The organism is Streptomyces sp. NPDC043853 (assembly GCF_056436025.1).
In genome coordinates this window covers 303,169-324,918 of record NZ_JBWKDJ010000005.1, presented here as the reverse complement: position 1 = coordinate 324,918, position 21,750 = coordinate 303,169, and the positions used below count along the sequence as shown (strand labels likewise).

The window sequence follows — 21,750 nt, the reverse complement described above, 5'->3', positions numbered from 1 at the left end:
GCATCCCGGGCGGCCCCGTGGTCAACCCGCCGGCCGGAGGGAGAGGTCCTCGACGATCTCCGCCCCCGGGAGCTCGGCGAACAGCTTGCCCGGGGCGATCAGCTTGCCGCGCCGGCGGCCGCTGCCCACCAGGACGTACGGCAGGTCGGCCACGGCCGGGTCCACCAGCAGCGGCCAGTCGGCCGGGAGCCCGATCGGGGTGATCCCGCCGTACTCCATGCCCGTCCGTTCCACGGCGGTGTCCATCGGCGCGAAGGACACCTTCCGCGCGCCGAGCCGGCGGCGTACGGCGCCGTTGACGTCGGCGCGGGCGCCGGAGGGGATCAGGCAGGCGGCGTACGAGGTCTCGCCGCCGCGCCGGGCGGCGACGATCACGCAGTTCGCCGAGACGTCGAGCAGGTCCTGGCCGAAGTGCGCCACGAAGGCGGCCGTGTCGGCGATGGCGGGGTCGGTGTCGACGTAGAGGATCTGTTCGCCGGGAACGGTGCCGTGCCAGGAGCGGACCGCCTCGGCCACCGGGCGGGTCAGTTCGTCCAGGCAGTCGGGGGCGGGGCGGGCGTGGTCGAAGGGTCCGATCGGAGCGCGCATGATCGCAATCATGCACCAGCGGCCCGCCGGTGGGATCCTGGACTGCGGACACGGAGGTGCCCGGCGGCGTACGGGACGGAAGCAGGAGGCGCCGATGGATCCGGTGGCCGCGCTGCGGCGGATCGCCTTCCTGCTGGAGCGCGCCCAGGCACCCACGTACCGCGTCCAGGCCTTCCGTACGGCCGCGGCGCGGGTCGCGGAGATGCCGGAGGGCCAGGCCGCCGCCCGGGCGGACGCCGGAACCCTGGAGGCGGTCAAGGGGATCGGCCCGAAGACCGCCGGGGTCATCGCGGAGGCGCTGGCCGGGCGGATCCCCGACTACCTCCAGCGGCTGGAGGAGGAGGCGGCCCGGCCGCTCACCACGGACGGGCGGGGCGAGACGCTGCGGGCGGCGCTGCGCGGGGACTGCCATCTGCACTCGGACTGGTCGGACGGCGGCAGCACCATCGAGGACATGGGGCGGACGGCGATCGAACTGGGCCACGCCTACGCGGTGCTCACCGACCACTCCCCGCGGCTGACGGTGGCGCGCGGGCTGTCCCCGGAACGGCTGCGCGAACAGCTGGACGTGGTGGCGGAACTGAACGCCGGCTGGGCGCCGTTCCGGCTGCTCACGGGCATCGAGTGCGACATCCTCGACGACGGCGGCCTGGACCAGGAGCCGGAACTGCTGGACCGGCTGGACCTGGTGGTGGTGTCGGTCCATTCCAAACTGCGCATGGAGAAGCGGGCGATGACCCGCCGGATGGTGGCCGCCGTGCGCAATCCGCACGCGGACGTCCTGGGGCACTGCACGGGCCGGCTGGTCACCGGGCGGGGGCGGCCGGAATCGGAGTTCGACGCGGAGGCGGTGTTCGCGGCGTGCGCGGAGGCGGGCACGGCGGTGGAGGTCAACAGTCGCCCGGAGCGGCTGGATCCGCCGCGCAGGCTGCTCCGTCAGGCGGTGGACGCGGGCGTGCTGTTCTCCGTGGACACGGACGCGCACGCGCCGGGCCAGCTGAGCTGGCAGATCCACGGGTGCGCCCGGGCGGAGGAATGCGGGGTGCCGGCGGACCGGGTGGTCAACACCTGGCCGCTGGAACGGCTGCTGGCCTGGACGGGGTCAGGGGCCCGGGGCTGAGCGGTGCCGGCGCCGGAACCGCCGCGGCGGACCGTACGGACGCCCGGGCGACTTCGGGCAGGCCCCGCACGACGCCCGTGCTGCGGTTCCCCGCGGGGGAAGGTGCTCAGGCGCCGGCGCGGACGTCGGCGTAGATCCCGAGGTAGCGGTACGCACCCGACTCGACCCGGTAGAGGTGCCCCAGCCGGCCGTGGATCAGCGAACGGGAGTCGGGGTTGTGCTCGATGGGCTTGGCCAGGCCGCGGTAGGGGGTGCGGAAGATCCGGCGGGACAGGCCCGCCCGGTCGCGCCCCTCCTCCGCCAGCGCCGCGAGAGCGGTGGCGACGAGGCCGACCGCGTCGTAGGCCTCGGTGGCCCAGCGGGCGGGCGGTCCCCCGTACGCCTTCCGGTGGGCCGCGGTGAACTCGGCGGCGGCCGGAACGGCGAGCGGGTCGGTGAACAGGGCGCCGAACACCCAGCCTTCGGCCACCGCACCGGCAGCGGTCAGGAAGCCGGGTTCCATGACGTGCTGGATTCCGACCCGGGGCCCGCGGAACCCGGCCTCGGCGAGCGCACGGGCGAACCGGGCGGCACGCTCGGGCGAGGTCGCGGTGAGGACGACGGCATCGGCCCCGGCCGCGGTCAGGGCTGCCGCCGCAGCACCGATGTCGGAGCCGCTGCCGGCCGCCGGGACCCGGTGGACCGTCACGGTGCCCTGGGCGGGCGGGCTCTGCTGCAGGGACTGGCTGATCCGCCAGGCCGTCGCGCCGCCGGCCTCGTCCTCGACCACGGCCGTACGGGGCGAGGGCCGGACCTGTGAGAGGTAGTGGATGACGGGGAAGCTGATCTGGACGTCGGCGGGGCGGGTCAGGCAGAGGGTCCGCCAGGTGACCGGGGCGTTCTCGGGGCTGTCGACGGAAACCGCCAGCTGGGTGAGGTCGGCGGCGAGGCAGGCGTTCGCGACGGTGGTCAAGGCGGCGTCCCAGGTCGGGCCGAGAAGCGCGGTGACGGCCGGGTCGGCGGCCAGTTCCCGCGCCACCCGCTCGGCGCGGGCGGCGTCTCCGGCGTCGTCGGCGACCTTCAGCGCCAGCCGGAACAGGGCGTCGGGGCGGGCGTTGTGGCGTTCCACGGCCAACCGCGCGCCGCGCTCGTGCGCCTGGCCGGTGGCCTTGCCGGGGCCGGTCAGGTCGGCCTGCAGGGCGAGGGTGAGGGTGGGCAGGTTCCGGGCGGGCGGCGTTCCCGTGCCGGCCCCGGCCTCGTCACCGCCGCGGAGCAGGACGACCGGCACGGCCGCCGCCGCCAGCGCGGCCCCGCCGAAGGCGAACAACCGCCTGCGGCTCAGCCCGGTTCGCGCGGGTCCCTCCTCGGCCGGCGTCACCGAGCCCGCGCCGGCCGGCCCACCGCCTTCCGCCTGGGTGACCTCCGGCGCGGGCAGGTCGAGCGCACGCGCGGACCGCTCGGCGATCAGCCTCCGCAACCCCGGCGGCAGCCAGTCCTCGACGGCCTGTACCGCCTCGGCAGTCTGTGCCGCCTCGGCCGTCTGCGCGGTGCTCGCCTGCGCTGCGTACGGGGCGACGTGGGAGGCCGCGCGGCCCGCACCCCGCCCGTCGGCGGTCCGGTCCTGACCCGCTGCCCCGGCGTCGAGGACGGTCGATGCTCGGGCGTCGGCCGCGGCGTCGGCAGAGTCCGGGGCGGCCGGGACGGCGGGAGTGTCCGGTTCGGAGGGGGGACGAGCGGGCACCTGCGACCCGGGGGTCCAGGGGCCGGCCGGTACGGGGATCTGCCGGGCAATCCGAGTGACCGTGGGAGCGTCCGCCGCAGGGGGAGCTGCGGGAGCTGCGGGAGCTGCGGGAGCTGCGGAAGGCGCGGCGGGGCGGGCAGGTGCGTCGGCAGGAGCGAGGTGCGCCGCCGCCGGACGGCTCGCCGTGGGCGCGGCATGACCTGCCGGGTCCACAGCTCCCGACTCCCACCGGGAGTCCTGCGTCTGCCCCGGCTCGGACCCCGCCCCCGCACGGGCCCCTCGGGTGTGCCCCCGCTCGGCCACCGCCTCCTGGGCGGCACCGGCCACGGGCCCGTCCGCCGGGCCGACGTCGGAGCCGGCCCCTCCGGACGGGGGCGCGTCGGACGGGGGCGCGTCGGACGGAATGTCGGCGGTCAGAGCCGCGTCGCCGGCCGGGACCGCGTCGGCCGGTGCGGCCGGAACCGGGAAGCCCAGCAGGGCGCGGAGTTCGCTCGGGGTGGGGCGGGCCGGCGGGGTCTTGGCCATGCAGGCGGCGATCGCCGGGCGCAAGTCGGGTGGCACGGCGTCCAGTTCGGCATCGTCGTGGATGCTGCGGTAGACCACCGCCGCGGGGTGGCCGCCACCGAACGGGGCGTGGCCCGTGGCCGCGTACGCCAGGACGCAGCCCAGCGAGAACACGTCGCTCGCCGGCTCCGGGGCCTGGGCGCCCGCGCGGGCCAGCTCCGGCGCCAGATAGCCCGGCGTGCCGACCACGGCGTCCGCGGCCGTCAGCGCGGTCGCCCCGGTCTCCCGGGCGATGCCGAAGTCGATCAGGCGCGGACCGTCCAGGGCGAGCAGGATGTTCCCCGGCTTGACGTCCCGGTGGACCAGCCCGGCCGAGTGGACCTGCTCCAGCGCCTCGGCGAGGCGCACGCCCAGCGTCCGTACGGTCGGGGCCGGCAGCGGACCGTACGCGGCGACCGCCTCCGCCAGTGAGGGGCCCGGTACGAACGGGGTGGCCAGCCACGGTTCGCGGGCTTCGGGGTCGGCGGCGACCACCGGCACCACCCAGCGTCCGGCCAGCCGCCCGGCGGCGGTCGCCTCACGGCGGAACCGGGCACGGAAGGCCGGGTCCGCCGCGTGGTCGGCGCGGATCACCTTCACGGCGACCAGGTTGCCCGCCGGGGACCGGCCCAGGTACACCGTGCCCATGCCGCCCGAGCCGAGGCGCCCCAGCAGCCGGTGGCCGCCGATCGCGGCGGGATCGGCCGAGGTGAGCGGGCGCATCGGGCGTTATCCCGCCGCCGGTTGGGTGACCGGGCCCAGGGAGCGGATGCGCCCGCCCTCCACCCGGTACTCGAAGAACAGGTGTCCCTTGATACTGCGGTGCAGTGGCGGAGGCTGCACGTCGAAGGTGAAGTCCTTGGTGATCCCCTTGAAGGTGCCCTGGCCGAGTGCCTCCAGGAGGTGCGCGCGGGTCGGGCGTCCGCCGCCGGGGGCGGATCCGCCGCCGGCACCGGCACTGGGCGTGGTGCTCGCGGCGCCGCCCGGCACGGCACTCGCCGAGGCCGCCCCGGCGCCCGCCGTGGCGCTCGCGGCGCTGCTCGGCGTGGCGTCCGTCGCGCCCGCAGCGGCCGTCACCAGCCGGTCGATGACCAGCCGGGCCCCGTCGTAGGCCTCTGCCGTCCAGATCGCGGGCGGCGAGCCGTACCTCGCCCGGTGCGCCTTCGCCATCTCCGCGACGGCGGGCGCCCCCGGCTCGATGTACGGGGCGAAGGCCTGCCAGCCCTCGGCCGCCGCTCCCGCCGCGGCGAGGAACTCGGGGCCCGCGATGGTGTAGTCGACCGCCCGGGGGCCCTTGAAGCCGCCGGCGGCCAGCAGCGCGGCCACCTTCCCCGCGTTCGCCGGGACCCCCGCGTAGAAGAACCCGTCGATGTCGTGCGCGAGCAGGTCCTTGACCACCGGCGCCAGGTCAGTGGTGCCGCGCGGGACGACGCGGCTGTAGTACGTCGCGTCCGGCGTGAAGGCTCCGAGCGTGCGGGTGATCAGCTGGACCGTCTGCCAGCCGTCCGCGTCGCCGTCCCGGTCGCAGAGCAGCCCCAGCCGGCGCACCTTCTGCGTCCCGGCCAGGCTGATGTTGACCGCCAGCGCCTGGGACGGGGTGAGGGGGCAGAGCTGGAAGAAGCTGCGGCGGTCGGCGGTGCCGTAGCCGGTCGCCAGTGAGGACACGCTGAGCAGCGGCAGTGCGGCCTCTCCGTACAGCTCCAGGCAGGGACCAACCGAGGCATTGACGGTCGGGCCGATCACCGCGAACACGTCCTGGTTGCGGATGAGTTCGTTCGCGGCCGCCACCGCGCGGTCCGCCCGTCCACCGTCGTCCACGGTGACCACGGACAGCGTGAACGGCTTGTCCTTGCGGGAGTTGAACGCGTCGACGGCCAGCCGGACCCCGCGGTCCTGGGCCTGGCCGGCGGTCCTGCCCGGGCCCGACAGGTCGGCGTGCACACCGATCGCCCAAGGGCGACCGGCGGTTCCGCCACCCGGCCCCGTGCCCTTCGGCCGCCCTTCGTCACGCAGGGCCAGCCAGCCGGCCACGCCGCCGCCCGCGGCCAGCACCGCGGCTCCGGAGACCAGGGCGAGGAACCGGCGGCGGGACGGCCGGCCGGTGTCCGCCCCGGGTGCCGGTGCCTGTTCCGGAGCGGGGGCCGCTTCCGGGTCGGCGACGGTCTCGTCGATGCCGGGGAGGGAGAGCAGTTCGGCGGCCCGGTCGCCGATGGTGGCGACGACCGGGTCGGGCAGCCAGTCGGTGCCCCGGCCCGGCGCGTCCTCGGTCAGGGCCGCGGCGATCTCGGCCGCGCCCGGGCGGATGTCGGGGTGCTTGGCGAGGCAGGTGCGCAGGAGGGCGGTGAGCTCGGGGTCGGCGAGCACCTGCGGGCCGAACTCCGGCTCGTCGTGCACGGTGCGGTAGAGGACGGCGTCCACGGCGCCGCCGCCGAAGGGCAGCACGCCGGTGGCGGCGTACGCGAGCAGGCAGCCGAGCGAGAAGACGTCACCGGCCGGTTCGGCGGGACTGCCGCCGGCCTGCTCGGGCGGGAGGAAGCCGGGGGTGCCGATGACCACGTCGGTGGAGGTGAGCACGGTGTGGTCGCCGCCTCGGGCGATCCCGAAGTCGATCAGGCGGGGCCCGTCCATGCCGAGCAGGACGTTGCCCGGTTTCACGTCCCGGTGTACGAGGCCCTGCTCGTGCATCACCTCCAGCGCCCCCGCCAGGGCCCGGCCGAGGATCCGTACGGCGGGCAGCGGGAGCGGACCGTGGGCGGCGACGGCCTCGGCGAGGGACGGGCCGGGGACGAAGGAGGTGGCCAGCCATGGTTCGGCGGCGTCGGGGGCGGAGCCGAGGACGCGGACCGCCCAGGGGCTGTCGACCCGGGCGGCGATGTCCGCCTCGCGGCGGAAGCGGGCCCGGAAGTCGGCCTCGTCGGCGTATTCGGAGCGGATCACCTTGACCGCGGCGAGCGCGCCGTCATCCGTACGGCCGAGGTACACGGCGCCCATACCGCCGGCGCCGAGCCGCGCGAGCAGGCGGTATCCGGCGATCCGGGAGGGGTCCGAGGGGTGCAGCCGGTCCAGTGGCATCAGCCCGCCGCCTTTCCGAGAGCCTGCCCGGCCCGCAGCGACATGTGGCTGGTGCCCTGGACGACGAAGGTGGTCAGCTGCTGCTGCGTGTAGCCCTGGGCGCCCTTGACGGCGACGGCCAGGGTGACCGGGCCGTACTGGGCCTGGGACCAGGTGTAGTCGTACGGCTTGCCGCCCTCGGCGGTGTTGACGTACTCGCCCATCTCGGAGAAGGCGTCCTCGGTCCAGGCGTTCGCCTGATCGCCGTAGTAGAGGGAGTTGCCCAGGAGGTGCTGGAGGTGTTCGCCGTCGCGCAGCTTCTGGGTGGGGCAGCGGAGGACCTCCTCCATGGCTCGGGCGGTCTCCCAGCCCGACTCCGTGCGGGTGCGGTGCACGGTGACCGTGGCGTTGATCCGGACCAGGCCGCGGCCGTCCGCGGCGGGGATGTGGAAGTACCGGGTGCGGGTGGCGAGGACGTCCTCGGGGAGGGTGCCGGTCTGCCATACGCAGTCCTGGTCGAGCACCGCCCAGCGGGCCGGGTCGCTCTCGAAGGGGCTGCTGCGGGCGACCTGCTGCCCGAGGTCCTTCTCGCCGAGGAGGATCCGGTCGAGGAGGGCGCGGGCCTCGGCGGCGGTCTTGGGCTGCTTCGCCTCGTCCACGGGCGGGATGAGGGCGCTGGTGGCGGTGGGGCCGGTGCTCGGCGTCGCCGGGCTCGCGGGCGTGCCGGACGCGCCCTGCGTGCCGCCGGTCGGGCCCGTGCCGCCGGTCGGCCCCTCGGCGGAGTCAGGGCCGTCGGCCGAGCAGCCGGCGAGTGCGAGCAGAGCGGCGATGGTGGCGCCGACGGCGCGGCCGCGGGTGCGCAACGCACGGCGTCGTATGTGTCTCCCCTGTCCCCCCACGGGGAGATCGTACGGTCAAGGTCGCTGTCCTGTAAGCAGGTTGGGAAGACCGGCCGCCGGCTGCCGTGGCTGCTCCGTGCACTGCTTTTCCCGCCCCGCCCTCCCGCGGACTCCGTCCGGGGGAACCCGTCCCGGAACCGGAGCTCCGCCCCGGACCCCTCGGGGCTCCGCCCCCGAACCCCGGTCGGGGCTCCGCTGGGGCCGAGGTGGGGTGTGGGATGTGTGAGGCGTGAGGGGGGTGTGGGGTGGACATTTCGGGGTATTCCTATGGGGCACCGCACGGCCAGGCGTCGCGAGGAGTTCTGCCATGAGTCTGCTCACGATGGGCGTCGAAGAGGAGTTCCTGCTGGTCGACCGGACCAGTGGGGCGCCTGCGGACCGCGGGTCCGTGGTCGTCTCCTCCGCGGCCGAATCGCTCGGCGAGCAAATCCACGCCGAGTTCTTCAACGCGCAGGTCGAGGTCAACAGCCTGCCCACCGCCGATTGCGGCGCGCTGCGCGCCGAGCTCGCCCGGCTGCGGCGTACCGTCGCCGAGGCCGCGGCCGACGCCGACTGCCGGATCATCGCGTCCGGCACCCCCGTACGCCCTCCGGACCGGCCCCTGGCCGTGAGCGGGACCTCGGACCGTTATGAGCGGATGGCCCGGCGTTACCCCTCCCTCGTGGACCCCCAGGACGGGCTCGCCTGCGGCTGCCACGTGCACATCGGCACGCTGGACCGCGCCCAGGCCGTAGGGCTCACCGGCCACATACGCCCCTGGCTGCCCGCCCTGCAGGCGCTCTCCGGGAACTCCCCCTTCTCCGGCGGCCGGGACACCGGCCTGGCCAGCTGGCGATCGGTACGGTTCGGCCGCTGGCCCACCGCCGGCCCCGCACCGCTCATGGCGGAGGAGGCCGAGTACGAGGCGTACGCGCAGGACCTGGTCGACCGGCAGGTGCTGCTCGACCGCAAGATGATCTACTGGTACGCCCGCCCGTCCGAGCACGTGCCGACCCTGGAGGTGCGGGTCGCGGACGTCAACGCGGACCTGGACACGGTGGTGCTGCTGGCCAGCCTGGTCCGCGGGCTCGCGGAGTCCCTGCTGCCCGCGGTGGCCGACGGAACGCCGCCGCCCCCGGTTCCGCACCGGCAGCTGGTCCTGGCGCACGCCTGGGCCGCGGCCCACGGGCTGCGCGGTTCCGGGCTGCACCCGGTCACCGGCGAGGAGATCAGTACCGAGCGGCTGGTCCAGCTGCTGCTCGCGCAGGCCGCGCCCGGCCTGGAGGCCAATGGCGACCTCCCCCTGGCGGAACAGGTACTGCGGCGGCTGTTCGCCGAGGGCGACGGGGCGGCCCGGCAGCGGGCCGTGCACGAGCGCCGCGGCCGGCTCCGCAGCGTGGTGGACGCCCTCGCCTCCGCCACCTGCGGCAACGACGGCTAGCGCAGCGCCACGCGGTTTCGCTTCGCGGGCGCGCGCCGCGCATGATCGGGCCCCCGCCGGGCAGCCGCCCGTGCAGCGGGACCCGAGCCCCTCCCCTCCCCACCCCACCCGGTCCTGCCCGCCCCGTCCGGTCCGGCGGTCCGTCGGTCCTTCGGTCCCGTCCGGCACGTCCCCCCAGGAGGGCGCCCCCATGGTGGTGATCAGGCGATGACCGAGTTCGGGTACTTCCTCTCGTGCGAGGACTTCCGGCCGGCCCAGCTGCTCCGCCAGGCCGAACAGGCCGAACAGGCGGGCTTCCGGTCGCTGTGGATCTCCGACCACTTCCACCCGTGGATCGGCCGGCAGGGCAACAGTCCCTTCGTCTGGGGCGTGATCGGGGCCCTGTCCCGGACCAGCCGGCTGCCCGTGGAGACGGCCGTGACCTGCCCCACCGTCCGCGTGCACCCGGCGGTGATCGCCCAGGCCGCGGCCACCTCCGCGGTCCTGCTCGAAGGGCGGTTCCGGCTCGGCCTGGGCAGCGGCGAGGCCCTCAACGAACACATCCTCGGCGGGTCCTGGCCGGCCGCCGACGTACGGCTGGAGATGCTGGAGGAAGCGGTCGAGGTCATCCGCCTGCTGCTGACCGGCGAGGAGGTCTCGCACCGCGGCCGGCACTACACGGTGGAGAACGCCCGCCTCTACACCCTCCCGGAGATCCCGCCGCCCATCGACATCTCGGCGTTCGGGCCGAAGGCCACGGACCTGGCCGCCCGCATCGGCGACGGCCTGATCACCATGGCGCCGGACGCCGACGCGGTACGGCGCTTCCGTGGCGCCGACGGCAGCAGGCCCGTGTACGCCGGGCTCAAGGTGTGCTGGGCGCGGGACCGGGCGGAGGCCGTCCGTACGGCGCACCGGCTGTGGCCCAGCATGCGACTGCCCGGCGAGCTGCAGCAGGTGCTGCCCACTCCCGCCCACTTCGAACAGGCGACCGAGTTGGTGACGGAGGAGATGGTGGCCGAGGCCCTGCCCTGCGGGCCGGACCCGGAGGAGCACGCACGGCGGCTCCAGGAGTTCGTGGACGCCGGTTTCGACCGGGTGCACGTGTCGCAGATCGGGTCCGAGCAGCAGGGGTTCTTCGACTTCTACCGGGATTCGGTGTTGCCCCTGGTCACGCGCTGACGCGCCCACAGCGGGATGGCGAACCACCACAGCGCGAACCACAGCGCCATCAGCACCACCAGCCACAGCGCGAGCTCGTTGGGCAGCACCATGCGCAGGATCAGCAGGAAGGTCGAGGCCATCGTCAGGTAGAGGAGCACCAGACCGACGATGGTCAGGCGGGCGGCCCAGACCACGGTCTCCGGCTTCAGCCTGCGGCCGGCCACCAGGCGGTGGAAGGAAACCGGGCCGACGAGGGCGCCGACGGTGGCCGCGCCCAGCACCACGGTGATCACGTAGATGGCCCGGTCCACGTCCCCGATCCCGGCGAACCGGGGCTGGAAGACCACCGCCAGCAGGAATCCGAACAGGATCTGCACCCCGGTCTGGGCCACGCGCAGCTCCTGCAGCAGCTCGTTCCAGCGCCGGTCGGCCTGCTCCAGGACGTTCTCCCCCCGCTCCCTGTCCCCCGCGCCGCCTTCTGCGTCCCGCTCAGGCATTGGGCTTCTCCAGGGGTTGCTCCAGCGACTCGTGCTCGTGGTGCGGGTGCTCCTCGTAGGGCGGCTCCTGACGCGGGTGGTGCCGCCGGTGCAGGATCCGGGGCTGGTGGACGATCCGGAAGCGGTGGCTCTCCTGGGACAGCTCCCGGCCCTCGCCGTCCACGAAGGTGCCGGTGACCTCGTACGTCCCGCATTCCGCGCGGCCGACGGGCAGCCGCTCGGCCGGCAGGCGGATCTCGTACGGGCCGCCCGGACGGAAGCTGCCCAGCGCGGTCCGGGTCCGGGCGACGACCCGGCCCTCGCGCCGCCTGGTGTCGACGAAGACCAGCCCGTCGACCGCCTCCCGGAGGTGGAAGGTCAGCGCCACGCTGACCACGGCCCCCTCGGGGAGCTCGAAGGGGCCCGGGGACGGGGCGGCCAGCGGGACGGTCAGCCGTCCCAGCTCCTCCGACTGCAGGGCCACATCGACCAGCTCGAACGTGTCCTCGGTCATCATGGCCGGCTCACCTCCGGAATTCCTGCACGAAGGCGGCACAGAACGCGTCCAGGTCGCCCGGCTTGCGGCTCGTGATCAGGGTGCCGGGCGCGGCGTGGCAGACCCTCACCCGCTCGTCCACCCAGGTGCCCCCGGCGTTGCGGATGTCGGTGGCCAGACTGGGCCACGAGGTGAGGGTGCGGTCGCGCACCACGTCGGCTTCGACCAGGGTCCAGGCGGCGTGGCAGATGGAGGCGACCGGCCGGCCCAGGCCGAAGAAGCGCCGGGTGAAGGCGACGGCCTTCTCGTCCAGGCGCAGCGCGTCGGGGTTGGCGAGGCCGCCCGGCAGGACCAGGGCGTCGAAATCCTCCGCCGGGGTCCGGGAGACCACGTCGTCCACGGGGAAGGTGTCGGCCTTGTCGAGGTGGTGGAAGGCCTGGACCTTACCGGGTTCGGTGGACACCAGGCGGGGCTCCCAGCCCTCGTCGCGCACGGCCTGCCAGGGGCGGACCAGCTCGACCTGCTCGACGCCGTGCGGCGCCATCAGAAAGGCCACCCTCATCGCGCTCACGTCCTCTTCTGTGGATCTCCCCCTGGAGGGACCCGGGCACGCGGCGGGTCCGGGAGACCCGGCGCGGGCACGACCGTCACCGGCATGGCGAGGTTCCGCCCCCGCGCCTTCCCCGAGGAGACGGGATCAAACGGGGGGTGCCCGGCGGCCCCCATCGGCACCGTCACCGCCGTCGCCCTCGCCGCGACCGTCCGGGTCCTCTCCGGCCCGCGTGCGCAGGTCGGCCTGCCCGGCCTCCAGGGAGGCCGTCACCCGGCGGCACCAGCGGAGCACCAGCGTGATCCCGCACGCCAGGGTGCCGGTCCAGGCGAGGGCGAACGCCCAGGCCAGCAGGGGTGACGCGGAGGATGCCGCGGCCAGGAACAGGCCCAGCGAGACCACGCCCATGACTCCCCCGGCCAGCGCCATCCGGTGCGCGCGCAGGGAGTGCCGCAGGTGCCGGACGTGCCGGGTCCGGCCCCAGGGCCGTACGCCGCGCCGCATGGTCCGCAGCCGCCGGTCCAGGACCGCGTCCCCGCGCAGGTCCTGCTCGATCCCGGTCAGGATCGACCGTTCTCGGTCGGAGAGGCCGTCGCCGCTCATGGCAGGCTCCTCGTCCTCGGTGCCGCCTGGTTCTCTGCCGGATGCGCCTACCCAGCCGCGGGCCGGCTAGTGCCCGGACCTGCCGGGGCCGTGCCCGGACCGGCGGTCCCGCCGGTGCGCCCGTCCGGACCGGCGGTGCCCGGGCCCGCGGCCGCGCCGTTCTCCCGGGTTGTGCCCGGCCTCAGGCCGCGTGACCCCTCGGGCCCTCGCGGGTGTCGTCGTCGACGATCTCCGCGTCGACGACGTCCTCGCCCCCGTCCGCGTCGCCGGCGGCGGGCCCGCCGCCGGTGCCGGCGTCCCGGGGACGGCCGGACGCCTGCTGCTCCTGCTGCGCCCTGGCGTACATCGCGGTGCCGATCTTCTGCGCGGCGGCGCTCGCCCGGTCCACGGCAGTCCGGATGGCTCCGGTGTCCTCCCCCTTGAGCTTCTCCTTCAGGTCTCCGAGGGCCGTCTCCACCTCGGCCGTGATGTCGGCGGGGATCTGCTCCCGGTTGTCCCGGATGAGCTTCTCGGTCTGGTAGACGAGCTGTTCGCCCTGGTTGCGGGTTTCCGCGGCCTCCTTGCGGCGGCGGTCCTCCTCGGCGTGCTGCTCGGCCTCGTGCACCATGCGCGCGATGTCGTCCTTCGGCAGCGAGGAGCCTCCGGTGACGGTCATCTTCTGCTCCTTGCCCGTGCCGAGGTCCTTGGCCGTGACGTGCATGATGCCGTTGGCGTCGATGTCGAAGGAGACCTCGATCTGCGGGACACCGCGCGGGGCCGGCGGCAGGCCGGTCAGCTCGAACATGCCGAGCTTCTTGTTGTACGCCGCGATCTCGCGCTCGCCCTGGTAGACCTGGATCTGCACGGACGGCTGGTTGTCCTCGGCCGTGGTGAAGATCTCCGAGCGCTTGGTCGGGATCGTGGTGTTGCGCTCGATCAGCTTGGTCATGATGCCGCCCTTGGTCTCGATACCGAGGGACAGCGGGGTGACGTCGAGGAGCAGGACGTCCTTGACCTCGCCCTTGAGGACACCGGCCTGGAGGGTGGCGCCGATCGCCACGACCTCGTCCGGGTTCACACCCTTGTGCGGGTCCTTGCCGGTGAGGGACCTGACCAGCTCGGTCACCGCGGGCATCCGGGTGGACCCGCCGACGAGGATCACGTGGTCCACGTCGGAGACCTCGATCTTCGCGTCCTTGACCGCCTGGTGGAAGGGCTTGCGGCAGCGCTCCAGGAGGTCTTCGGTCAGCTGCTCGAACTGGGCCCGGGTCAGCCGTTCCTCCAGGTGCAGCGGGCCCTCGGCGGAGGCCGTGATGTACGGCAGGTTGACGGTGGTCTCGGTCGCGGAGGAAAGCTCGATCTTGGCCTTCTCCGCGGCCTCGCGCAGGCGCTGCACCGCCATCTTGTCCTTGGACAGGTCGATGCCGTAGCCGTTCTTGAACTGCTTCACCAGGTGGTCGACGAGGCGCTGGTCCCAGTCGTCGCCGCCGAGGTCGGTGTCGCCGTTGGTGGCCTTGACCTCCACCACCCCGTCACCGATGTCCAGCAGGGACACGTCGAAGGTGCCGCCTCCGAGGTCGAAGACCAGGATGGTCTGGTCGTTCTCCTTGTCGAGGCCGTAGGCGAGGGCGGCGGCGGTGGGCTCGTTGACGATGCGGAGCACCTTCAGCCCGGCGATCTCCCCGGCCTCCTTGGTCGCGGTGCGCTGGGAGTCGTTGAAGTACGCCGGAACGGTGACCACCGCGTCGGTGACCTCCTCGCCCAGGTAGGCCTCGGCGTCCCGTTTGAGCTTCTGCAGCACCCTGGCCGAGACCTCCTGCGCCGTGTAGTGCTTGCCGTCGATGTCGCCGTCCTGCGGGAACCGCCAGTGCGGGTCGCCCATGTGCCGCTTCACCGAACGGGCGGTGCGGTCCACGTTGGTGACCGCCTGACGTTTGGCGAGCTCGCCGACGAGCACCTCGCCGCCCTTGGCGAAGGCGACCACGGACGGGGTGGTCCGGGCGCCTTCGGCGTTCGGGATGACGGTGGGCTCCCCGCCCTCCAGCACGGCCACCACGGAGTTGGTCGTGCCCAGGTCGATGCCGACCGATCGCACCATCGCTGCCACCTCCAGCCTGTCACCGGGCGCGTTCCCGGGGCGGGGCCGGGTATGCGGCGGCCCGGCGGTCACTTCCAGGCGAGGCGGAGTTCCTCGGCGTGGCCGGCGAGCCAGGTGCGGAAGTCCTGGAGGGCGGGGTTCAGGGCGCGGACCGCGTCGAGGTCGCGGGCGTGGGTGAAGCGGTCCTCGCAGTCGGCGTAGTACTGGAACATGTTGCCCGCCTCGTCGGCGCCGGGGAAGCCCAGGGCCCGGAAGGCGTCCGGGGTCAGCGGGCGGTACCGGACGGTCTCGCCCACGGCCTCGGTGAGTACGGCGGCCATGTCGGCGAGGGAGAGGAACTCTCCCGCGATGCTGACGGTGGCGGCGATCAGGTCGGTGTCCCGCTTGAAGATCTCCAGGGCGGTCCGGCCGATGTCGTCGGCGGCGATGCCGGCCAGCCGCTTGTCCCCCATCGGGAACGCCAGCTCCAGGACGCCGTCGTCCGCCCGCTGCGGCGCGAAGGCGCCGAAGAGGTTCTCCCAGTAGAAGGTGGTGCGGAGGAAGGTGGTCGGGACCCCCTCCTCGGTGAAGTAGCGGTCGGCCTCCGCCTTGGCGTCGAAGTGCGGCACCTTGTACGAGCCCTGCAGCGTGGGCATCCGGTCGTCGTCGAGCGGGATGCACTCGCGGGTGTCCTCCAGCGTGGACCAGATCGCGTGCTGGATCCCGGCGTGCGCGGCCGCCCGGGAGAGCGCGTCGGCGTGGGCCTTCTCCCGTTCCGCGGACATGTGCTCCCAGAAGTTGGTCACCAAGAAGGCGCCGTAGGCGTGCTCGAAGGCCGGGCCGAGGCTCGCCCCGTCGTCGAGGTCGGCCTGGACGACCTCCGCCCCGAGCCGGGCGAGTTCCCGGGCCGGGGCGGAGTCGGGGTGGCGGGTGACCGCGCGGACGGTGAATCCGGAGTCCGGATCCGCCAGGACGGCGCGCGCCATGCCGCCGCCCTGCCGGCCGGTCGCACCGAACACCGTGATGATCTTCTTCGACGTCACGCTCGTCCCCTCGGTCGCCGTACGCATACCTTCGCTCACTCTATGCGCACGCGCGGGCGCGGGGCGGTAGCGGTGCGCCGGGCGGGGACGCGCCCCGCCCGGCGTACCGGTGACCGGATCTCCGGCGCACGCGGGGAACCGGCTAGAAGCCGATGGCCCAGCTGTCGAGGTAGCCTCCGAAGTAGTCGCTCTTGTCCTGGATCCTCAGGTTCCAGGTGCCGTTGGCGATCTCGGAGGAGGCGTTGACGCGGAAGATCCCGATGATGGCACCGCTCCGGCCGTCGTACGTGCCTTCCTGGCGGAGCCGGTACCAGCTGCCGTCGGGGGCCCGGATCTCCACCTTCAGGTCGGCCGGCCACTCGTGCTTGATGTTGAGCTCGACGTCGAGGTCGGCGGGCGCCTTGCCGGGCACGTTGGTGACCTTGATGGCGGACCAGATGGTGTTGTCGTCGATCGTCTGGTTGGTGCCGTTCCAGAAGCGCGGCCCCGGGGTCCACGGCGTCCCGGTGAAGAGCATCTTGTTCGGCGAGCCGGAGCCGATGTTCTGCAGCGAACGGGTGGCCGCGGTGTTGGTCAGGTACGTCGCCACCTGCGCCGGGGTGGAGGTGCGGTGGGTGGAGAGGTAGAGCGCGGCGGCGCCGGCCACGTGCGGGGCCGCCATCGAGGTGCCCGACTTGACCTGGACGTCGTAGTCCGACCAGTTGCCCGCCGAGTAGATGTCCTCGCCGGGCGCGAAGATGTCGACCAGCTTCCCGTAGTTGGAGAAAGAGGCCCGGCTGTCGATGTCGTTGGTGGCGCCGACGGTGATCGCCGCGGGCTCCCGGGCCGGGGAGTGGCCGTTGGCGTCCTCGTTGTCGTTGCCCGCCGCGACCGTGTAGGTGATCCCGGAGTTGACCGAGTTGCGTACGGCGGTGTCCAGGGCGACGTCCGCGTCGCCGCCCAGGCTCATGTTGGCCACGGCCGGTTTGACGGCGTTCTTGGTGACCCAGTTGATGCCGGCGACGACCTGCGCCGTGGTGCCCGATCCCTGGTCGTTGAGCACCCGCACGGCCACGATCTTCGCCTGCTTGGCGACTCCGTAGGTCTTTCCGGCCACGGTCGCCGCCACGTGTGTGCCGTGGCTGTGGCCGTCGTCGGCGCCGCCTCCGTCGATGGCGTCGAAGCCGTAGCGGGCCCTGCCGCCGAAGTCGGTGTGCGAGATCCGCACGCCCGTGTCGATCACGTACACGGTGACGCCCGTACCCGCCGAGTCCGGGTAGTCGTAGCGCTTGTCGAGCGGCAGTCGGCGGCGGTCGATGCGGTCCAGGCCCCAGGAGCCCGGGTTGGGCTGGGTCGCGTCCAGTTTCACCCGGCGGTTCTGCACGACGGTGGCGACGGCCGGGTCCGCGGCCAGCTGCCGCGCCTGCCGTGCCGACAGCTCCACGGAGAAGCCCTGGAAGGCCGCGTCGTAGGTGTGGTCCAGCTTTCCGCCGTAGCGTTTGGCCAGCTCCGGGCCCTTCCGGGCGGAGGCCTGGGCGCCGGTGTCCTTGAGCATGACGATGTAGCTGCCGGCGACCGCGTTGGGCGCTCCGGCGTACAGGACGGCGGCTTCCGGTTCGGCTGCGGCGGCGGGCGACGCGAGCCCGCCCGCCACGGTGGCCGCCGCCGCGAGCAGTGCCACGGTCGTGGCCGTGCCACGCCGTAACCGAATTCTGGGGAACATCAGTTCCTACTCCCCCCACTCACGACCCGCGCCCCTGCGACACGGGTCGACGGTCCGGGGCGCGCGAGAGGGCGCGCCGGACCGGGTGAACAGGGGGATCCGCGTACGGACAGCACGGCGCTGCCGGACCGCGGCGCGTGATACGTGATTCCCCCCGGGGAAGAGCCTGTCGTACGCCGAACTCCCTTGCAAGCCACTCCACTTGATCGCCCGGAGGACATCCGGAGACATGCGGTGGCGCGACTTCCCGGGGGCCCCCGGCCCCCGGTTCCTGGCGGGGCCCTAGCCGACCAGGCGGCGGCGCCAGTCGAGCGGGGTGACGGTGATGGCCCGGCCGGGGTCGCCCGCCCATTCGGTGCGGAGGCCGGCCGTTTCGAGGGCGGCCACCACCTCCTGGCCGACGGCCAGGGTGGTCTCGGAGGAGCCGTCGAAGCCGCCGTAGTAGAGCATCAGCCCGTGGCCGGCCGCCGCGGAGTCCGTGGCCTGGGTGTGGAAGTAGACGAAGCCGCGGGCTCCGGGCCCGGCCTCGCCGCCGATCTCGGAATTGCCGCAGCTCCGGCAGCAGGTGAAGTTCTCGCGGGCGGTGATGCCGGCGGCGTCCAGGGCGGTGAAGGCGCGGGTGAGCCGCTCGGGGTCGGTTTCGCCCTGCCAGCCGGCCTGTTCGGCGACGCGCTCCAGCCACATCCGGTCGGCCAGCGCCTGCGCCTGCTCGCGGGTGAGGGGCCGGTGGTCCCCGGAGACCAGGTAGTCCTCGGCGATCTCGGCCAGTTCCCCGCGGTCTGCGTAGCCGCCGACGAGCACCTCGCGGACGCGCTCCTCCAGTTCCTCGAGTTCGTCCTCCTCCAGGTCGAGCGGCGGCACCTCGCGCACCGGGCCCGTGTCCAGCGGCGACCAGGCGGGACCGGCGTCCCAGCCGGCCTCCTGCCGGGCCCAGCCGCCGATCGCCGCGCTCACCGCCTCGGGGGTGCCGAGGACGGACCGGAACTGCCGGTCGGCGGCACCGTCCCGGTGCTCCAGCGTGTATTCACCACCGGTCTCGTGCCACACCTGCATGAAGACGTCGGGCAGGTCCGGCACCCGCTGGACCACCAGGAACCGGTCCCCGGCACCGCCGATCCGCCGCACCAGCCCGGCCAGCTCCCCGGCGGACACGCGGACGTGCCGCTCCTGCTTCTCCGTCATCACCACGATCTCGAGCATGTCTCGACCCTGGCACACCACTCTGACAACCGGCCCCCGGGAACCGCCGTCTTGACCTCGACCGCGGTCGAGCCCGCAGGGTGGCCGGGACGGGCCATCGGAACGGAAGGAAGGACGGGATCGTGATCCTCGTGACCGGAGCCACCGGGAACATCGGCAGCGCCTTGGTGGAGGAGCTCAGCGCCTCCGGCGAAGGGCCGCTCCGGGCCCTCACCCGGGACGCCTCGCGGGCCGCCGTTCCCCCCGGGGTCGAGGCCGTGGAGGGCGACCTGGCGGAGCCGGGGTCGCTGCGCACCGTGCTGGAAGGCGTGCGCTCGCTGTTCCTCGTACCCGGGCTGGGCTCCGACGCCGCTGTGGTCGAGGCCGCCCGCCGGGCCGGGGTGGAGCACGTGGTGCTGGTGTCGTCGATCACCGTCCAGACCCATCCGCACCTCGGCCCGGCCCGCGGGAACCTGGCCGTGGAGCAGCTGGTCAAGGACGGCGGCATGGACTGGACGGTCCTCCGTCCGACGCAGTTCGCCTCGAACACCCTGATGTGGGCCTCCGCCGTCCGCGAACGGCAGGCGGTGCGCGCGCCGTTCGCGGACACCGCTCTGCCGACCATCCATCCGGCCGACATCGCTTCGGTGGCCCGGGTGGCCCTGACCCGGGCCGGCCACCGGGGGCGCACCTACGCCCTGACCGGGCCGGAGGCCGTGACCCCCCGGCAGCAGGCCGCGGACATCGCGGCCGCCCTGGGCCGGGAGGTCCCCTTCATGGAGATCAGCCGCGCGCAGGCGTGTGCCCCGATGACCGCCGCCTTCGGGGCCGAGGCGGCGGACGCCGTCCTCGACGTCATGGGCGGTGACGTGAACGAGGAGATCCAGCTGGTGCGTGACACGGTGGCCCGGGTCACCGGTGTCCCGGCCCGGCCGTTCCGGGCGTGGGCCGGGGAGAACGCGGCCGCCTTCCGCTGATCCGTGCGCGGCCGGACGGGCCCCGGGTCAGGAGACCCATGCCGCGGTCATGGCCTGGACCGCCGAGCCGTCCCGGTCGGCCAGCTTGGTGCCGGTGAACTCGCGGGCCCAGTCGGAGGTCTGGATGCGGAACGCGGGGTCCTCGGCGGTGAGGGCCTCCATGACCGACTCGGCGGCACCGGCCGGGGTCTGGGCGCCGTCCATGAACCGGCCCACGGTGCGCTCGACGTAGTGGCGCATCGCGTCGGCGTAGACACCGGCCGCGGCGAACTCGGCCTCCAGGTCGAGGCCGATGTTGTTGACGAACTCGGTGGCCACGGCGCCGGGTTCGACGACGGACACGCTCACGCCGACCGTGCGGGCGACCGGAGCGAGGCTCTCCATGTAGCCCTCGACGGCGAACTTCGCGGCGCAGTAGGCCTCGTTGAACGGCTGGCCGATGACGCCGCCGACACTGGTGACGGTGATCAGGCGGCCCCCGGTGGCGCGCAGGTGCGGCATCGCCGCCTTGGAGACGTTCAGCACGCCGAAGAAGTTGACCTCCATGACCGTGCGGACCTCGGCGACCGATTCGTTCTCCAGGGTGCCGACGTGTCCGGCGCCCGCGTTGTTGACCACGGCGTCCAGGCGGCCGTAGTCGGCGATCACGCCGTCCACGGCGGCGGCGACGGAGGCCTCGTCGGTCACGTCCAGCTGCCGGACGTCGAGCTCGACGCCGGCCTCGGACGCGGCCTTGCGGAGCGCGTCGGCGCGGGCGGGGTCGCGCAGGGTGGCGACCGTACGCCAGCCGGCCCCGGCCGCGGCGACGGCGGCGGCGAGGCCGATGCCGGAGGAGGTGCCGGTGATCAGGACGGTCTTGGTGCCGGTGGTGTGGGGGGTGGCAGACATGGTGGTGCCCTTCGGGTTCGGGTTCTCCGCATTTATGTGCGTGCACACACACTATAAATTTATGTGCGCGCACACGCAACCCATACACTCGGTCCATGCCGAAGAAGCTCACCCAGGCCGAGATGCCTGACGCCGATTACGCCTTCTACGGGCTGGTCTGGGCCGGCACGGTCCTCACCGAGCGGGTCGACCGCGCCCTCACCAAGGAGCACGACCTCCCCGTGTCCTGGTTCGAGGTCATGCTCTGGCTGGCCTCCAGTCCCGATCCGGTGCCCGCCTCGGTCCTGGGGAACAGCACCATGCTCAGCCGCAGCCAGGTCTCCCGGGTCGTGGACGCCCTCCAGGGCCGCGGCCTGGTCACCCGCACCCCCTCCGCCCGCGACGCCCGGTCGGTGGAGGTCGCGCTGACCGAGGCGGGCCGCCGGGCCTTCGAGCGGGCCGACGCCACCCGCCGCGAGGTCCTGGCGCCGGTGTTCACCGACCTCCTCGACGACGCGGACCTCGCGGCGCTCGGCACGGTGTGGCGCAAGCTCAAGGCCGAGAAGGAGCGCCTGTCGGAGCACCGGGCGCGCTGAAGCCGGGCGCGCTGAACGCGCCCGCACGCCCCGCCGCCGCCGCACCCGCCGCCGCCCGGCGGGGCAGGGCCGGGTCCGGGGCGGCCCGCAGGAGCAGCAGCTCGTGGTAGAGCGGGGCGGTCGCGGCGACCAGGAGCGCACGGGCGTCGGCCGGGCCCGGCAGTTCGCCCCGCCCGGCGGCACGGACGGCGACCACCGCGCAGCGCGCGTAACGCCCCTCCCAGAAGCGGGACAGGGCGCCGGCCGCCTCGGCCGACCGGAAGCCCGCGGCGATCAGGGCCGTGGTCACGTTCGGGCCGCCGCCGGCGAGGGCCTCGTACACCTCCTGGTTGAGGGCGGTCAGGTCACCCTCCAGCGACCCCGTGTCGGGCGGGCTCCAGGTGTCGTCGGACGCCGCGTCGAGGAGGTCCGCCAGCAGACCCCCGACGTCACGCCACCGCCGGTAGACCGTGGTGCGGTGCACCCCGGCGCGTTCGGCGACCGCGTCGACGGTCAGCCCGTCGTACCCGCCCTCCACCAGCAGTTCCCCCACGGCCTCCAGGACCTGGGTGCGGACCCGGGCGCTGCGGCCGCCCGTCCGGCGCCGCGGGGCGGCCGGTTCGGAGTGGTCCGAGTGGCCGGAATCTTCGCTTGCTCGCGCACTGGCATCCATGCAACGATCTTAACGCAACAGTCGTCGCGATAAGGAGTTCTCCGATGGTTTCCGTGGTTCCCGTGGTGC

Annotated in this window: 19 protein-coding genes; 5 read left to right on the top strand and 14 right to left on the bottom strand. The window is 73.9% G+C overall.

The window, feature by feature from the left end; genetic code table 11:
* Positions 1-21: 21 nt before the first annotated feature.
* Entirely contained in the window at positions 22-588 is a 567-nt protein-coding gene (locus AC067U_RS16415; RefSeq protein WP_478830363.1) for a YbaK/EbsC family protein, read from the bottom strand.
* A 94-nt stretch (positions 589-682) separates the two neighbouring features.
* Between AC067U_RS16415 and AC067U_RS16410 the strand changes: the two genes are divergently transcribed.
* Entirely contained in the window at positions 683-1,708 is a 1,026-nt protein-coding gene (locus AC067U_RS16410; protein ID WP_478830601.1) for a PHP domain-containing protein, read from the top strand.
* Between the two features lie 106 nt (positions 1,709-1,814).
* Here AC067U_RS16410 and AC067U_RS16405 read toward each other — a convergent pair whose 3' ends face one another.
* The 3 genes from AC067U_RS16405 to AC067U_RS16395 are packed head-to-tail and all read right to left on the bottom strand — an operon-like array spanning position 1,815 to position 7,885.
* Positions 1,815-4,694, bottom strand: a complete 2,880-nt coding sequence (locus AC067U_RS16405; protein WP_478830362.1) for a protein kinase domain-containing protein — start codon at positions 4,692-4,694, stop codon at positions 1,815-1,817.
* Positions 4,695-4,700: 6 nt separating this feature from the next.
* Entirely contained in the window at positions 4,701-7,043 is a 2,343-nt protein-coding gene (locus AC067U_RS16400; RefSeq protein ID WP_478830361.1) for a bifunctional serine/threonine-protein kinase/ABC transporter substrate-binding protein, read from the bottom strand.
* Complete coding sequence (locus AC067U_RS16395; RefSeq protein ID WP_478830360.1) at positions 7,043-7,885, bottom strand: hypothetical protein; 843 nt, start codon at positions 7,883-7,885, stop codon at positions 7,043-7,045. The genes AC067U_RS16400 and AC067U_RS16395 overlap by 1 nt, the downstream gene beginning before the upstream one ends.
* A gap of 343 nt (positions 7,886-8,228) precedes the next feature.
* On the opposite strand from AC067U_RS16395, the gene AC067U_RS16390 reads away from it, so the two are divergent.
* Together AC067U_RS16390 and AC067U_RS16385 are read left to right on the top strand one after the other, a co-directional pair.
* Entirely contained in the window at positions 8,229-9,341 is a 1,113-nt protein-coding gene (locus AC067U_RS16390; protein ID WP_478830359.1) for a carboxylate-amine ligase, read from the top strand.
* Between the two features lie 207 nt (positions 9,342-9,548).
* Positions 9,549-10,502 carry an LLM class F420-dependent oxidoreductase gene (locus AC067U_RS16385; RefSeq protein ID WP_478830358.1) on the top strand — a complete coding sequence of 318 codons (954 nt, stop codon included), beginning with the start codon at positions 9,549-9,551 and terminating at the stop codon, positions 10,500-10,502.
* On the opposite strand, the gene AC067U_RS16380 is transcribed toward AC067U_RS16385, so the two are convergent.
* From AC067U_RS16380 to AC067U_RS16345, 8 genes are all read right to left on the bottom strand, one after another.
* Positions 10,466-10,981: a DUF6328 family protein gene (locus AC067U_RS16380; RefSeq protein ID WP_478830357.1), complete on the bottom strand. Its 516-nt coding sequence runs from the start codon at positions 10,979-10,981 to the stop codon at positions 10,466-10,468. The genes AC067U_RS16385 and AC067U_RS16380 overlap by 37 nt on opposite strands.
* Positions 10,974-11,474: a rho GDP-dissociation inhibitor gene (locus tag AC067U_RS16375; RefSeq protein WP_478830356.1), complete on the bottom strand. Its 501-nt coding sequence runs from the start codon at positions 11,472-11,474 to the stop codon at positions 10,974-10,976. The genes AC067U_RS16380 and AC067U_RS16375 overlap by 8 nt, the downstream gene beginning before the upstream one ends.
* A gap of 10 nt (positions 11,475-11,484) precedes the next feature.
* Complete coding sequence (locus AC067U_RS16370) at positions 11,485-12,018, bottom strand: type 1 glutamine amidotransferase domain-containing protein (protein WP_478830355.1); 534 nt, start codon at positions 12,016-12,018, stop codon at positions 11,485-11,487.
* A gap of 135 nt (positions 12,019-12,153) precedes the next feature.
* On the bottom strand, positions 12,154-12,609 hold the full coding sequence (locus tag AC067U_RS16365; RefSeq protein WP_478830354.1) for a hypothetical protein: 456 nt from the start codon (positions 12,607-12,609) through the stop codon (positions 12,154-12,156).
* A 181-nt stretch (positions 12,610-12,790) separates the two neighbouring features.
* On the bottom strand, positions 12,791-14,686 hold the full coding sequence (gene dnaK, locus AC067U_RS16360) for a molecular chaperone DnaK (protein WP_478830353.1): 1,896 nt from the start codon (positions 14,684-14,686) through the stop codon (positions 12,791-12,793).
* Between the two features lie 68 nt (positions 14,687-14,754).
* A complete protein-coding gene (locus AC067U_RS16355) occupies positions 14,755-15,735 on the bottom strand; it encodes an NmrA/HSCARG family protein (RefSeq protein WP_478830352.1) in 981 nt (326 codons plus the stop codon).
* A 115-nt stretch (positions 15,736-15,850) separates the two neighbouring features.
* Positions 15,851-17,410 (bottom strand): S8 family peptidase, encoded by a 1,560-nt coding sequence (locus AC067U_RS16350; RefSeq protein ID WP_478830351.1) that lies wholly within the window; start codon positions 17,408-17,410, stop codon positions 15,851-15,853.
* A gap of 282 nt (positions 17,411-17,692) precedes the next feature.
* Positions 17,693-18,610 carry a DUF6891 domain-containing protein gene (locus AC067U_RS16345; protein WP_478830350.1) on the bottom strand — a complete coding sequence of 306 codons (918 nt, stop codon included), beginning with the start codon at positions 18,608-18,610 and terminating at the stop codon, positions 17,693-17,695.
* 122 nt (positions 18,611-18,732) lie between these two features.
* On the opposite strand from AC067U_RS16345, the gene AC067U_RS16340 reads away from it, so the two are divergent.
* Positions 18,733-19,566, top strand: a complete 834-nt coding sequence (locus tag AC067U_RS16340) for an SDR family oxidoreductase (protein ID WP_478830349.1) — start codon at positions 18,733-18,735, stop codon at positions 19,564-19,566.
* Between the two features lie 27 nt (positions 19,567-19,593).
* On the opposite strand, the gene AC067U_RS16335 is transcribed toward AC067U_RS16340, so the two are convergent.
* Positions 19,594-20,454 carry an SDR family NAD(P)-dependent oxidoreductase gene (locus AC067U_RS16335; RefSeq protein ID WP_478830348.1) on the bottom strand — a complete coding sequence of 287 codons (861 nt, stop codon included), beginning with the start codon at positions 20,452-20,454 and terminating at the stop codon, positions 19,594-19,596.
* 95 nt (positions 20,455-20,549) lie between these two features.
* On the opposite strand from AC067U_RS16335, the gene AC067U_RS16330 reads away from it, so the two are divergent.
* The gene (locus AC067U_RS16330) at positions 20,550-21,029 is read left to right on the top strand and encodes a MarR family winged helix-turn-helix transcriptional regulator (RefSeq protein ID WP_478830347.1); all 480 of its coding nucleotides are present in this window, start codon (positions 20,550-20,552) and stop codon (positions 21,027-21,029) included.
* Here the strand turns inward: AC067U_RS16330 and AC067U_RS16325 are convergent.
* Complete coding sequence (locus AC067U_RS16325; protein ID WP_478830346.1) at positions 20,986-21,681, bottom strand: TetR/AcrR family transcriptional regulator; 696 nt, start codon at positions 21,679-21,681, stop codon at positions 20,986-20,988. The two genes, AC067U_RS16330 and AC067U_RS16325, sit on opposite strands and share 44 nt — an antisense overlap.
* Positions 21,682-21,750: the final 69 nt, after the last annotated feature.